This window comes from Vibrio sp. Of14-4 (assembly GCF_022347625.1).
Classification (GTDB): domain Bacteria; phylum Pseudomonadota; class Gammaproteobacteria; order Enterobacterales; family Vibrionaceae; genus Vibrio; species Vibrio pristinus.
In genome coordinates, this window is record NZ_JAKRGI010000011.1 from 31,409 (window position 1) to 46,039 (window position 14,631).

Genomic DNA, 14,631 nt, shown 5'->3' on the forward strand with positions numbered 1-14,631 from the left:
TCAAAGTCAGAATTTTGACAACACTAAGAATTGACACAGCTAACGTTGGACATTGTACTTTCTCATCTTCTCTACCAACGTTGTGCGTCTCATACCTAACATATCTGCAGCACGAGCAACCACGCCATCTTGTGCCTCTAAAGCTTGGTTAATCATATTCACTTCTATCTCTGCAATCATTTCCTTGAGGTTAACCCCCTCAGGAGGAAGCTCTTGGGGAGCATGGACATGTTCTTGCATTCCCTCTGACTTATCGAGACTAAAGCCTTCAGAGAATATGTCTTGTAAGGCATCCCGTTCTTGCTCCTCAACGGAAGCAAGCGCATTATACTCAGGGTGAAATTCAGGAATATCACTGTAGCGATACTTGGTCGGCAAATGATTAACATCAACTAAGCTATTTGGATAAAGAATTACCATCCTTTCGACCAAATTGGCCAGTTCCCTAACGTTACCTGGCCAATTATGCTCCATGAGTGAGTTAATAGATCTTGGAGTAAAACAAATTGGCCGAGTACCTTCAGACTCCATACGAGCCATTAATTCTTGGAGTAAAAGAGGCACATCATTAATACGATCACGTAAAGGAGGCATTTCAATAGGGAAAACGTTTAGCCGATAATACAAGTCTTCTCGAAAAGACTCCTCTTTTATCATATTGTCGAGGTTTCGATGAGTAGCAGCGATAACCCTAACATTAACTCTTATGGTTGTATTACCACCAACACGTTCAAAGCATCTTTCCTGTAATACTCTAAGGAGTTTAACTTGCATTGGCATTGGCATATCACCAATCTCGTCCAAAAACAAAGTACCGCCTTCAGCTAATTCAAAACGCCCTTTACGCGAAGTAATCGCTCCTGTAAAAGCTCCTTTTTCATGGCCAAATAGCTCGCTTTCTAATAAGTCAGGGGGGATAGCACCACAGTTTATTGGCACAAATGGTCCAGTCTTGCGTGCAGAATGGTAGTGAATATTGCGAGCGACAACTTCTTTGCCTGTTCCAGACTCTCCCAGTATAAGCACATTAGCTTCTGTCGAAGAGACTTGCTCTATAAGGTGCCTAACTTCCTGTATTCCAATGCTCTGACCAACCAAACTGCGAAATAAGGTGTTATCACGAGAAGAAGCAGTATGGTTTATCCCTTGGCGCCCGAGAAACTCTTTACAATGGCGCAGGGCTTCGCTTAATTGAGGATAATTTAAAGGGTACTCCAGTTCACCGACATAATTGGTCATCTCTTCAACTGGATAAGTATGAGGCCCCAACATAAGTAACGGAACGTGACTGGATTTCAGTAGTTGGCCATTTAATTGGGTGGAAAAACCTTGGTTATTCATAGAACCAAGAATACAACCAGTCCAAACACTAGACCAGTCTACGTCGCTTAACTGTGCAGAGCTTATCGCCTCACACGGTTCTCCAACGAACTCTAGTATGTTACGCAAACCGACGCGCGCCTGCGCATCGTCTTCAATTACGAGTAGCTTTGCTAAACCTTGCATAGGTGAGATTTATTGCCTTTATTTTCAAACGTTATGGCTGATATTTTGTTCTGGCGACTAATCTAACTATAGAACAGGATTAGTGATAGACAATTTATAAAATTAAGCCACAGACTTAGCCACTAAACGAGTTAGTGGCTTATATTCTATTTGATAAAAAAATAAAGGCAACCAAGCATTTAGGTGATGTGATGCTTATACCAAAAGCTTTGAGTGAAATATCTGTTTAAAACACAAATTAAATCAACATTTCAATTTAATTTCCCGCATCGCTTGCAGTTAAATTGTGATACTCAGCGGGTATTTGTTCCCAAGCAGACTTAATTTCACGGATTATATCAATAACATCATCAATTGGCTGAGGATCATTTTTATGATTAGCTTCGGTGATTTGAGAAATCATAAATTCATAGAGTTGATCAAGGTTTTGCGCAATATCACCACCGTCATCCATCGACAAACAGCTACGCAAACTAATAATAATGTCCAGCGCCTTGCCCAGCCTTTCTCCCTTTATCGGAATATTGCCTTGTTCCATTGCCGCTTTACCCTGAATCAAACGTTCAATAGCACCTGCCATAAGCATTTGAACAATCTTATGCGGGGAGGCAGCACTGAGCTGGCTATCTACTGATACCTTCTTGTAAGCCTGTAATGAACCACGCATAACAACCCTCTTTATAAAAATTTTTTGTACTGCTGAACCGACTTATTGCCGTAGCGATACTTTTTTAAATCACTGCCAAGTTCTGCGGTTTTCTTTTGCATTAACTCAACAGTCAACTGAGTGCGCTTTATGGCATCATGCCATTCTGGTAACTGCGCTAACTCATCATTCTCATTTATTATACTAATCAAGGTTAGCAATATCTGTTCCCTTGTATCGACCTGATCAAGAATTTCTGCAGAATTAATCTCAACCTCTGCAAGTTTAAGGGTGATTTTGCGATCTACATCACTAAGTTGTGACAGGGTTTTCAAAAAATCATCCGCCAAGTGCATTCATCATACTCGCTAACTGAGACTGCATATTGCTTGTAGCATCCTGCATTGCCGAAAATTTGGCGTGTGTGCGTTTTTCAAGACTTTCCATGCGTCTATCCAAAACGGCTTGATCATCATTAAGGCTGTAGTTTCGGTCAATCATAGTTTGTTCGCGAGTCCTAAGCGTCCCAGTAACGCCAGTTATTCCTTGAATAGCCTCTTCTACTTTCTTTGCAAAACCCTGATTACCACCAAAGAAGTCCTCTAACTTGTTAAAGTTATTATTAATTTGGCGATCTAACATATCATAATTGATTTCTAACGTACCTTGACGAGTCGTTGCTATACCAAACTCTGTCAGTGTTTTAAGGTCATCAGAGGCAGGCTCAATTGGCGCTGAAAAGACTGATTTCAGTCTGGAGTCTGCATTTCGTACAACACTTTCTCCAGCTAGCGGGCCGGCTTGACCAGTTCTTGGATCAACGCCTGCTAGCTCTTTGGATACTTGATAAAACTGGTTATAAGCAGCAACAAACTGTTCAATATCAGCGCGAACTCGCAAGCGGTCATATTCTATGTCAATCTCGGAGGGCGCTTTGTTCCTGTCCGAGCGTCCCTTTAACGTCAAATCGACGCCTTCAATCGCATCTTCAATAATATTATTATCGCTAGAAAGTTGAGCCACGCCATCAAGCAGCACTTTCGAATCTTGAGCAGCCTGAACCTGAGTCATACCTCGGTAGGCATCAAAAGACTCTTGTGCCGATTGTAAGTCAGCTTGAGCTTTGTCAATGCGTTCTAGGTACTCTCTTTCTTCTTGAGGTAGTTTTGAAAGTTCAATCTGCTTTGCTTCTTCTGGTGTCAATTCGCCAGACAGTACTTTTGCATCGAGAGCGGCTTTCTCTTGCGCTAATTTCTCTTCAAGAGCGGCTTTCTTAGCTTCAAGAACCTCTTGCGCTTCTTTGGGGGTAACATAAGAGTCTGTCAAAGTCCCTGATGCAGACGGGCTCCAGCCCGGGACGTCGGGCGCTTTTTCTAGTGCTTTTTCGTCAAGTTGAGGCTCTGGTTCCCAATAGGAGTCCAACAAAGTCCCAGATGCCGTATCTGTCCAACCTGGAATCCTCTCTTCAGGTCTAAGGTATTGACTTGCTTGCGTACCAGCGGTTGCGGCTGCAACAGCAGCTGCATCTGATAATTCATTACCCGCACTTGCATCTTTAGCTGCATTTGGATCAGCAGCGATTGCCGCTTGTTTGGAAGCATCGGCAATTTCTTGATCGACAACTTTTGCCGCTTTAATATTGTTTTCTGCTATTCTGTCCGCCACAGCCTGCTCTTCGTCAGTCAATGGCTTTATTAAATCCTGCGCAGTCGCTCGCGCTTCTTCTAGGTCTTTGACGCGCTGCTCTAATGTTTTATATTCGAGTTGTTTAAGGAGATTACCAGGCTCTGCTTCGGCACTTAAGCTCAGTGCATTCTTTTCACCTGAGTTACTTGAAGCAACAATAAGGCGCGGACCTTCAACATCATTAATAACTGAGGCGCGAACACCTGGGTTTGCTTTACTTTCATTGATGCCGCGAACAATATCAGTAAGCTTTGAATTGTTTTTTACCTGTACTGTAAATTCCTTATTACCTAAAGAAATCTGCAGCTTGCCAGGGCCATACTTTGCATCTTGCGGCATTACATCAGATGCAATTTTATGACTCTGGGCAAGCTGCAACACATCAATAGCGTATCTACCAGCGATAGCTTCAGTGGTTGCTGTCGCAGAAACGACGGTTTCATCTGTCGATTCAACCTTTCTTGCGGCAAAAGCTTTCTCTTGGCGAAAACTCACCATCAAGTTTTTCATCGTATCCAACGACTCTCTGAGCCGACCGTAAGCACTGATACTGGAATCAATTTTGTCACGCTCACTGTCAATTCGTTGCTGTTTAGGAACACGCTCCGAATCAACAACTTTGCTGACCATGGCATTGATATCCATGCCAGAATTCATCCCTACGGGGCCAAAGCTCATTCAATCACCTCAAAATACGATCAAACCGTTTGGTTCAGAAGTCCCGACGAATATCGAGCTGTCTGATCCCTTAGGCGTCGCAGTATTTCTAACATTTCCTCATCGGGTATCTGGCGAATAATATCACCAGTATCCGCTTCATAAATGGTTACTACATCTCTTCCCGACTCTTCATCGACCCGGAAAGATAGGCCAGTGTTGATGGACGAAATGAAATCATTCATTTGCTGTACCATACGTTGCCGCTCTGCCCTGTTGAGCTTTTCACGTTGTTGAGACGCTTCAATTGCTTGTTCAACAGCTTGAGCAGCTTGCTCTCTCACCTCGGTCGTAGAAACCTGTTCTTTCCGCGAGGAAACTTGTTGTGCACCACCATACTTTGAAGCAACTTTAGTGCCACTTTCTGAGCCGTAAGGCTGGATGTTCGATGTGTTGGATGGTATTTCCATAACAATCTCCCTTCCACCTTATAGGTTGGTAACTTGGTTACCTACCAATAAGCTCGTTCGAACCTACCGGTTAACCTAATAAGCTAAGAGCTGCTGATGGTGACTGTTTGGCCTGCGCCAAAACAGACGTACTCGCCTGCTGCAAAATCTGCGACTTAGTCATTTCAGTCGTTTCTTTTGCATAGTCTGTATCTCGAATACGACTACGAGATGAGTTAACATTCTCGTTTATGTTATCCAAGTTACTGATCGCATGGCCAAAACGGTTCTGGAATGCCCCTAACTCCGCACGCTGACTATCTACAGTCGTTAAAGCGCCATCTATGATGGAGACTGCCATTTGCGAGCCAGCAACAGTAGAGACATCAACATCAGCAACCGTCCTATCTTCTGCTGCTCCAAAACCAATTTCGCCACCCAAGGCACCACCAATAGTGACATCAGATGCGACTCGGTTATTGGCAGCAAACAGTTGCAATTTACCTTCTTCGCCAACAGACGCCTTAATATCTGGACTCTGACCATTAATGTAAGTAGCGAGCTGTTCAATATCATCGCCCTCTTTGGCATTAATGGTTAGCGTCTGCGCTTCACCATATACATCAGTATAGTCGAGTGTAAGGTCGGTTGAGCCTTGAGAAACCCTCCAATCCGTAGCTTGCCCTGTCTGAGCAACATAAGCTTTGCCTCCCATACCTTCATTATCAGAGCGCAGATTACCCATGGTGAGCATGACTGCCTCACCTGAGCCAGCGCCTATCTGGAAGGATTGGCTACCATAAGTACCGTTCAAGAGTTTGTTACCACCGAAAGAAGTTGTCTCGGCAATACGGTTAAGCTCATTATTGAGTGCAGTGACCTCTTCTTGAATCGCAAGACGTTCCGAACGTGAGTTCGAACCATTCGCCGATTGAAGTGATAGATCCCGCATACGTTGAAGGATGTTTGTCGTCTCGTTCATTGCACCTTCTGCGGTTTGTGCAATTGAGATACCATCGTTGGCGTTTTTCACCGCCATGTCTAAACCACGACTTTGCGATGTTAAACGGTTGGATATTTGAAGCCCTGCTGCATCATCCCGGGAACTATTAATCTTGTACCCCGATGATAAACGCTCCATTGATCTCTGCATGCCGTCAGCCGACCCATTGAGGTATCGCTGAGCAGTCATCGCAGACACATTCGTGTTTACGTTAATTGCCATACTGATCTCCTTAGGCATTAAGGGTGATGTACCTTAGCGTCTCTCACCTCGCTTTAGCACATCTCATTTCTCTCAGTCTTGTTAACGGCTGAGCAAATATATCCTTTAGAGAAAAGTTTGAAAAAAATTTTCAAATAGAGCAAATATGCAACAAAGTCATTTTAAATCAGATAATTAAAATGCAAAAAAAATCCAGCCTAAGCTGGATTTTTTTCTATTATTTAGACTTAACCAAGCAGGTTTAGAGCCGTATTGGGTGTTTCTTTTGCCTGGGCCAAGATTGAACTGGACGCTTGAGATAGAATCTGCGACTTGGTCAGTGCAGTTGTCTCTTTGGCAAAATCGGTATCTTTGATTCGGCTCTTAGATGCATTTACATTCTCATTGATGTTATCCAAGTTAGTAATTGCATGAGTGAATCGGTTTTGGAAAGCACCAAGTTCTGCGCGATGACTGTCGACATATTTTAGTGCTGAGTCGACAATCGCGACTGATTGCTGAGCTCCACCTACTGTTGTAACATCGATAGTATCAACAGTGACCGCCTCTCTTGGTCCCATACTTAAGTCTCCCGCTAGACCACCACTAAAGGTCACATCACCCTGGACTTTATCTGTGCCAGCAAAGATTTGCAGTTTACCTTCACCGTCTACTGAAGCACTGACTAACTCTGTTTGACCATTAATGTAAGTAGCCACTTCTTCAATATCATCACCGACTTTTGTATTGATAGTAATGGTTTGTGCGTTGCCTTCATTATCAACAAGGTCCATCGTGATATCATTAGTACCTGCTTCAACAACCCAGTCTTTATCTTTACCGTTAGCTGCGTGATACATACCACCGCCCATGCCAACATTGTCAGAACGCATGTTATTGAGGGTTAACATCACTGCTTCACCGCCGTTAGAACCGATCTGGAAAGCGCGGGTTGAATAAGTACCGTTGAGCAATCTATTGCCACCAAATGATGTGGTTTCCGCGATTCGGTTAAGTTCATCGTTAAGAGCCGTCACTTCTTCTTGCAATGCAATTCGCTCTGAACGTGAGTTCGAACCGTTCGCTGATTGAAGAGACAAGTCTCTGATACGTTGTAAGATGTTGGTACTTTCGTTCATAGCACCTTCTGCAGTCTGAGCAATTGAAATACCATCATTTGCATTACGTACCGCTACATGAAGACCTCTACTCTGAGATGTTAATCTGTTTGAGATTTGGAGACCCGCTGCATCATCTTTTGCACTGTTAATCTTAAAACCTGAAGATAAACGTTCCATTGATGTTTGCTGTGCGTTGTTAGCGCTGTTTAGGTAACGTTGTGCTGTCATTGCTGCTACGTTGGTGTTTACATTCACTGCCATGGTGATTTCTCCGTTTGATTTTCCTGTGTTGCGATTCCCGACGTCTCGGAAAATCAAAAGTAGTTCTCTCAAAGTTACTTTTATTAACGGCTCTATTTCTAAAACCTTGAGAATTTTTTTACGTTATTTTTGAAAAAAATATGCTGGGAGAGGTAAATTCGATCAAGGCTGAAAAAACATTAAAAAGATGTAATTTTTTTCTAAAGCTTTAATGAAGATTGTCGAACGGGCGATGAGCTTAACCAAGCAAAGTTAGAGCTAGATTTGGCTGTTGTTTTGCCTGTGCAAGAATAGAGGCACTGACTTGCTGTAGAATTTGCTGCTTGACCATTTGAGTGGTTTCTTTTGCATAGTCCGTATCTTTAATACGACTCTTTGATGCCGCCAAGTTTTCGTTAATATTGCCAAGGTTGCTTATCGCGTGCCCGAAGCGATTTTGCATCGCTCCCAACTCAGCTCGATGGCTATCAACGTACTGCAAAGCCGTATCTATTATAGCGACGGATCGCTGTGCCCCTCCAACGTCAGAAATATCCAAGTTATCAACCGCTTCGTAACCAGATAATCCTATTTGAAGTTCACTAGCTAAGCTGCCTGAGAAAGAAATGGTGCCCGATGTTTCTTTGCCCGCCATAAAAATCTGCAACTGTCCATCTTGATTGACCGAGGCTGAAACCTTACTCGTTTGGCCATTAATATAAGTAGCCAGTTCTTCAATATCATCGCCAACTTTAGCTTCAATCTGAATCGACTCCTGCAGCCCAAAAGCATCGGTATACTCCATAATCAAGATGTCAGAATTTTGTTTCACTTGCCAATTTTTATCCGCTTTACCAGCAGCAATATAACTAAACCCACCCATGCCTAAAGTATCAGAACGCATGTTGTTCAACGATATTTGAACCGCTTCTCCCGAACTGGCACCAATTTGGAAAGCAGAACTAGAAAATGATCCATTGAGCAATTTTCGACCACCAAAAGAGGTGGTTTCAGCGATTCTATTCAATTCATCATTCAAAGCCGCCATTTCTTCTTGTAATGCCAGTCTCTCCGAGCGGCTATTTGAACCATTTGCAGATTGTAAAGACAGGTCGCGCATTCGTTGCAAAATGTTAGTAGACTCGTTCATCGCTCCTTCGGCGGTTTGCATAATGGATATTCCATCATTGGCGTTACGCATCGCAACGCTCAAACCTCTCATTTGCGATTCCAGACGATTAGAAATTTGTAAACCAGCAGCATCATCTTTTGCACTGTTAATACGATAGCCTGAAGATAACCTTTCCAAAGACTGGTTCAACATGTCTGTTGCATTGGTTAAATACCTTTGCGCCGTCATTGCTGAGACATTGGTATTAACAGTGATGGCCATAACGCTTAGTTGTATTACTCATGAGGACTAATACTTATATCGGCAAAAAAAGATTTTCTTTAGCTTTTTATCGCCTATAAGCCGCCCGCTAAATCCAAGTAGTTGCCGGTAGAAAACGATGATTTTTCACAGGCAAGCCAATAGATAGCTTCGGCAACCTCCTCAGGCAAACCGCCTCGCTGCATTGGAATGTGACTCTTTAGTCTATCGACGCGCGCGGGCTCTCCACCATCGGCGTGCATTTGGGTATGAATCAACCCTGGGCGAACGCAGTTAACTCTTATTCCTTCTTTTGCCACTTCAAGGGACAAACCCTTGGTCAAGGTATCGATTGCGCCTTTCGATGCAGCGTAATCAATATATTCATTAGGGGAACCTGTTCTGGCCGCCGTTGACGATACGTTAACGATTACACCTCCTAAACCTCCATGACAAGTCGACATTCGCTTAACCGCCTCTCGGCAACATAAAAAGTAACTCGTCACATTATTGGTCAAAATAGTATTGATACGCTCGGCATTCATCTCATCTAAGCGCATCTGTGTTTGCAAAATCCCAGCATTATTAACAAGAACCGTTAATTGGCCGAGCTCTGTATCTACCGTATCAAACAAACGGCAAACTTCGACTTCTTGAGACACATCTGCTTGCACAGCAATACAATGTCCACCGTTGGAGTTAATCTCTTCTGCTAGCGCAGTTGCCGCTGCCGAGTTGGACTTGTAGTTAATGCACACGGCATAACCGTGATGAGAAAAAAGCTTGGCGGTTGCAGCTCCGATACCGCGCCCACCTCCGGTAACAATAACGACTTTAGAATGGTTCATAAATTTGTATCTACACGCTAAAAATAATTTAAAATACTATAAATAACAAAATCTTAAATTACAAAACCATTGAGGGGAATGTGATATAGCCAACACAGGTTGGTAAAAAGCCGAACACTGAGGTTCGGCTTTTTATTAAATTGGTCGCTGAACTTATTTTATGGTCAGCGTTTTTAGCATTTGGGCTGACGGGGCAAAAAAGTAAGCGCCTGTCACCGCTTTTGAAAAACGTAGTAACTGATCATATTTGCCATCTGTGACCGCATACATGCTTTCTAGCATAGCCTTGAAATTGTGCAGAGTATGACAATAAGCAATAAATAATAAGCCATGATCACCTGACACACTGCCATAAGGCAAGCTGTGGCGAACGATCTTAAGCCCTTTACCTTCTTCTTTTATATCAACTCGTCCGACATGAGAAGCGGCTGGTACATTGTCTAACTCAATAGAATCAGCTTTGGTGCGTCCAATCACTTTTTCTTGAGCTGATATGTTGAGGCGATTCCAAGCTGGTAAGTTATGTACAAAACGTTGCAACATTACATAGCTACCCCCTGCAAACTCACCTTGCGGGATTATAGCGACTTCTTGACGCTGGTCGCCATGTGGGTTTTCTGTACCATCAATAAATCCTGTCATATCACGAGCATCTAGATAGCGATAGCCATAAGTTTCATCAACAACCGAAACGTATTCAGCTAGGTTCTCAAATAACTTACATAGAAGATGAACATGTAAATCATGACGCTTTGAATGGCAATGTATTAACACATCAACATCTGTGCTAGGTGCCAACATATCCCCTTCTCCTAGCTGCGGAAAATCTATCAACTCTTCTGGAACAGGGGCATCAAGCTGGCTCCAAAAAGATCGGGTAAAAGCAATCGAAAGCACTAAATCAGCACCGGTTTGCTGGCTATTAAGCTCTTCAACCAAAGCTGGTAGTGATTGTAACTGTTTTAAAACTTCTGCTTGATTTTGCTTCACTTTCAACAAAGTGTACTGAGCAAAAGGACTCGCTTCAGGAAGAATGGCACTTTGAGGGGTCGACATGGTTGTGTCCTCACATTTAATAATTTCTCAGTGTATTATGCTTATTGTAATTTTAATAACTAGGTTATCAATAGGTTATTTGGTCTGTTATCTTGGGCTGATGCCTCAAGCTCTCTCTTACGTGACGACTGTTGTAGGTATAAAGCATAAACCATAACAGGATGACAAGGGTAATCGCACTGGACCACTGAAATACACCGTGTTCAAGATAGACATGGTAAACAGTTTGAGAAAACTGTCCGGCTATAATCAAAAGAGTAATAGGTTTAGCGACGCTGAGGATTTTGCTCACCCACCCTCTATCTGGGCTTCGTAAACCAATTGCCCACATCAAAGCTAAACTTGGCAGCCCCATACCAAGGTCTAAATAAAACAAAGCATGGTCAGGGTAAATAATATCAAGAATTTGAGCGCCATTTTCCCTGCTTGCACCAGCCAGAATAAAGATCACCCAAGCTTTAGCGAGAAATAGCCAACCTAGCCAAAGCCACAAGGGAGCTTTGAGAAAGCCATGTTTATCATATTGTTCTAAACTGTAGCGCACGATAACTTCATAACTATTAATAATCATCCTACTTTATACTATTCATTCTATATTGCTATCTCTTGATAAAATTAAACCGTGTTAGAATACCCTTATTAAGGAGAAGTGGCCCCCCAATTTTCGGACATGACTTTAAGTGATTGATCTGTCGTGATAGTACCCAGAAACATTGGAATAGATTATGACTAGAAAACGTAGAAACCACTCTCCTGAATTTAAAGCTAAGGTGGCATTAGCGGCTGCTAAAGGTGATAAAACGGTCGCTGAGTTGGCTCAAAAATACAACCTTCACGCGAACCAAATCTCTACATGGAAAAAGGAGCTGCTAGAAAATGCAGCTATGATTTTTGCTTCTGAAAGTCAGTTGAGCAAAGATAACATCGAAGAAGTGGACAAGCTTCATGCCAAGATCGGTCAGTTGACCATGGAAAATGATTTTTTGGCCAGAGTGCTCGGTCGTTAGACCGAGCCCAGCGAAAACTTTCGCTGGTTAAATCCACACCATTGCCAATTAAACGCCAATGTGAACTGCTCAATATTGCTCGTTCAACGGCTTACTATCAGCCTATCGGACTCTCCGTTGAGGAAATTGAATTACGCCGTATCATCGACGAAATTCACCTTCAGTATCCCTTCATGGGGAGTAGACGCGTTCGAACTGAGTTGGCAAAAAAGGGGCATAACGTTAATCGTAAACGCGTCATTCGGCTCATGCGCGATATGGGCATTGGAGCGATTTACCCCAAACCAAAAACGACACTGGCAAACAAAGCACACAAGGTTTACCCCTATCTGTTGCGTAATATTGAAGTCACTTACCCGAACCAAGCGTGGGCGATTGATATCACCTACATCCCAATGGCTAAAGGGTTCCTGTACTTAGTTGCCATTATTGACTGGTATAGCCGTAAAGTATTGTCCTGGCGGCTATCTAACACTATGGATACGAGTTTTTGTATCGAAGCTCTTGAGGAAGCGCTTAAGCATTATGGACCGCCAGATATCTTCAACTCAGATCAAGGCAGTCAGTTTACTAGCTCTGAGTTCACACAGAAATTAACTGATCATGGTGTACGGATTAGCATGGATGGAAAAGGTCGCTGGGTCGACAACGTTTTTATCGAACGATTATGGCGTAGCCTGTGAAATATGAGGAGGTTTACTTAAAAGCTTACACGACACCGCGTGAAGCCGAGCTTGAAATCGGTAACTACATGGTGTTTTATAATGAAGAGCGTAACCATCAAGGACTCAATGACCTCACTCCTGATGAAGCCTACTTCGGCAGGCAAAGATACGCTACATAAGCTAGATCAACCACTTAAGAAATTAGCTTATGTGTCCAACCATTGGGGTCCACTTCTGAACTCTCAACTACCGCTGCAACTGCAACTTGGTCGCTATGCGTTATCGAACCAACATAGCCTGTAGGCCACTTTGGTTCCCTATTTGAGCCGACTGAAACGCTATTAGTTAGGCTACCTATTTTACTTAAGCATAGTTTACAAGCATACCTGCCAGCCAGAAACTCTGATTTACGCTTTGTTACAGAGTTGGAGATCTGAGCTGGGGAGGCTATCCCATAGTAAGAAAATAGGCAGGGCGTCCGCATGAACGTTTAACTTTTGAGCGATTAATTAAATAAGCCACCAATTAGTAGAACAAGATTGATGTCTCTGATTGATTCTTCATCATTCTTGGCTTATTTCCTGGACAAAAATTGATTGCAAAACGTTCATGATCTTGCCCTGAGAAAATAGGGTATCATCATACAAGTCAACATTATAATTACATAGCATTGTAACTATATTTTCATCTTTCCAAACAAACAGTTGTTCGCTACTCTTAATAAAGTTCATCGTTTACCAAGTCAGATGTCAATCATGGAGGTCACAGATGCTTGTGCCAACATCTGTGACCTGCTATTAGCAAGTGGTCGTATTAATTTCCAATTCTTTATCGATTTTATTTTTCGCATTAAATGCACTGTCTAAGATATCAGCAATTATCCACTCTATAATTGGCAGAGCATTTTCTACTACTCTAATATGATTTTCTGTTTCACTAATGAGGCCTTGTTTAATATACTGAGCAAGCATTGGTCTCACCCATTTGTACCGTGAAGCACCAAATTGCGAAAATAATTCTGCTTTACTTACAGCTTTGTTAGATTTCCAGTGCGAGAACATATACCAAAGTATTTTCCTCGAATCGTCATATTGATAAAGAGTTTCGATAGGCATACTCCCTTGAGAAACTTGGTCAATATATTCATCTATACCATCAACAGTATTATAAAAGTGATTATCTCCATAATTATGAACTCCTGGACCAATCCCAACGCAAGAGGTCTGTTTCGCCCACCTTTCATCGTATACAACAGTATTATCAATCTGAGGCAATAAAAACCAACCAACTAGATTTTCACGATACCCAGCAGCCAATAATAGCTCTTTTGCAGCGTAGTACATTCGCAACGATTGTTCTTCTGTTGGAAACTCATGAGGGTTTCTCTTGTATGCTCCTGACATTGGAACATTCGCACGAATAACTAACCGATAGACAGTTAAAGAAGGTACCTTGAGTTCCACCGCTTTTTTAACGGTATCCAACCACACTTGCATAGACTGAGATTGGAGACCATAGATAAGATCCAGATTGACATACTCAATCTTATCAAGAATCGTTTTTAACTGAGTTTCCTGATCATCAGGAACTACACGAGCAATTTTTTTCAACAATGCCTTATCGAAGGTTTGTAGCCCAACACTTAAACGTGTTGCATATTTCGCTGCGATATCTACTTTCTCTGGTGTCAAGGTAGACATTGAGGCTTCACAGGTTACCTCGGTATCTTTGTTTCCGTACTTGTCAACATAGAAACTAAGATTTTGCTCTAGCTGCTCCGCCGTCAAAATCGTCGGTGTACCGCCACCAAAATAGATTGATCTGATGTTTTTCTCTTTTAACCCAATAGCACTATCTAACATGTCTGAGTGCTTTTGCTCTGCATCAATCAACGCAGTTATCGTTTCATCAGAATCCATTCTAGTTTTATAGTAGTAACAGTACGTACATTTTGTTTCGCACCATGGGGTATGAATATAAATGGTAGAGTTTGGCTGGTTAGTATAAAACTTTTCCACCTCTTTTCTATGACTCGATTCAGAATATTCAATCGGAGGATTACTTCCACTAGTGACAACCTCTGCCTGAGTATAAAAATCATAATTCAAAGCAGTTTTTCCATTTAAATAACCTTCTGGCAATAAGTTTACTTCATTATTTTCCATTAACATCTC

12 protein-coding genes and 1 pseudogene are annotated in these 14,631 nt (G+C 42.3%); 1 reads left to right on the forward strand and 12 read right to left on the reverse strand.

All coding sequences use genetic code 11. The features are described from left to right. Window positions 1-39: 39 nt before the first annotated feature. The 11 genes from MHN79_RS12375 to MHN79_RS12425 all read right to left on the reverse strand — a co-directional run bounded on the left by MHN79_RS12375 (window position 40) and on the right by MHN79_RS12425 (window position 11,329). Window positions 40-1,506, reverse strand: a complete 1,467-nt coding sequence (locus MHN79_RS12375) for a sigma-54 dependent transcriptional regulator (protein ID WP_239173143.1) — start codon at window positions 1,504-1,506, stop codon at window positions 40-42. Window positions 1,507-1,762: 256 nt separating this feature from the next. Further along, complete coding sequence (fliS, locus tag MHN79_RS12380; protein ID WP_114786687.1) at window positions 1,763-2,173, reverse strand: flagellar export chaperone FliS; 411 nt, start codon at window positions 2,171-2,173, stop codon at window positions 1,763-1,765. Window positions 2,174-2,184: 11 nt separating this feature from the next. Continuing rightward, window positions 2,185-2,508, reverse strand: a complete 324-nt coding sequence (locus MHN79_RS12385; RefSeq protein WP_239173144.1) for a flagellar protein FliT — start codon at window positions 2,506-2,508, stop codon at window positions 2,185-2,187. After that, the gene (gene fliD, locus MHN79_RS12390) at window positions 2,492-4,516 is read right to left on the reverse strand and encodes a flagellar filament capping protein FliD (protein WP_239173145.1); all 2,025 of its coding nucleotides are present in this window, start codon (window positions 4,514-4,516) and stop codon (window positions 2,492-2,494) included. Before fliD ends, MHN79_RS12385 begins: the two co-directional genes overlap by 17 nt. Window positions 4,517-4,536: 20 nt before the next feature. Continuing rightward, the gene (gene flaG / locus MHN79_RS12395) at window positions 4,537-4,965 is read right to left on the reverse strand and encodes a flagellar protein FlaG (RefSeq protein WP_152430976.1); all 429 of its coding nucleotides are present in this window, start codon (window positions 4,963-4,965) and stop codon (window positions 4,537-4,539) included. Window positions 4,966-5,035: 70 nt separating this feature from the next. Then, window positions 5,036-6,169: a flagellin gene (locus tag MHN79_RS12400; RefSeq protein WP_160929773.1), complete on the reverse strand. Its 1,134-nt coding sequence runs from the start codon at window positions 6,167-6,169 to the stop codon at window positions 5,036-5,038. A 227-nt stretch (window positions 6,170-6,396) separates the two neighbouring features. Further along, window positions 6,397-7,530, reverse strand: a complete 1,134-nt coding sequence (locus MHN79_RS12405; RefSeq protein ID WP_239173146.1) for a flagellin — start codon at window positions 7,528-7,530, stop codon at window positions 6,397-6,399. 238 nt (window positions 7,531-7,768) lie between these two features. Next, a complete protein-coding gene (locus tag MHN79_RS12410) occupies window positions 7,769-8,902 on the reverse strand; it encodes a flagellin (RefSeq protein WP_239173147.1) in 1,134 nt (377 codons plus the stop codon). Window positions 8,903-8,976: 74 nt separating this feature from the next. Further along, on the reverse strand, window positions 8,977-9,729 hold the full coding sequence (locus MHN79_RS12415; RefSeq protein WP_239173148.1) for an SDR family oxidoreductase: 753 nt from the start codon (window positions 9,727-9,729) through the stop codon (window positions 8,977-8,979). Between the two features lie 153 nt (window positions 9,730-9,882). Beyond that, window positions 9,883-10,785, reverse strand: coding sequence for a Dyp-type peroxidase (locus MHN79_RS12420; RefSeq protein WP_239173149.1), 903 nt, complete (start codon window positions 10,783-10,785; stop codon window positions 9,883-9,885). A 67-nt stretch (window positions 10,786-10,852) separates the two neighbouring features. Beyond that, window positions 10,853-11,329 carry a DUF2919 domain-containing protein gene (locus tag MHN79_RS12425; RefSeq protein ID WP_239173200.1) on the reverse strand — a complete coding sequence of 159 codons (477 nt, stop codon included), beginning with the start codon at window positions 11,327-11,329 and terminating at the stop codon, window positions 10,853-10,855. A gap of 181 nt (window positions 11,330-11,510) precedes the next feature. Here MHN79_RS12425 and MHN79_RS12430 point away from each other — a divergent pair. Continuing rightward, window positions 11,511-12,636 (forward strand): annotated as a pseudogene (locus tag MHN79_RS12430) (IS3 family transposase). A 618-nt stretch (window positions 12,637-13,254) separates the two neighbouring features. Here MHN79_RS12430 and MHN79_RS12435 read toward each other — a convergent pair. Continuing rightward, a complete protein-coding gene (locus MHN79_RS12435; RefSeq protein WP_239173150.1) occupies window positions 13,255-14,622 on the reverse strand; it encodes a radical SAM protein in 1,368 nt (455 codons plus the stop codon). Window positions 14,623-14,631: the final 9 nt, after the last annotated feature.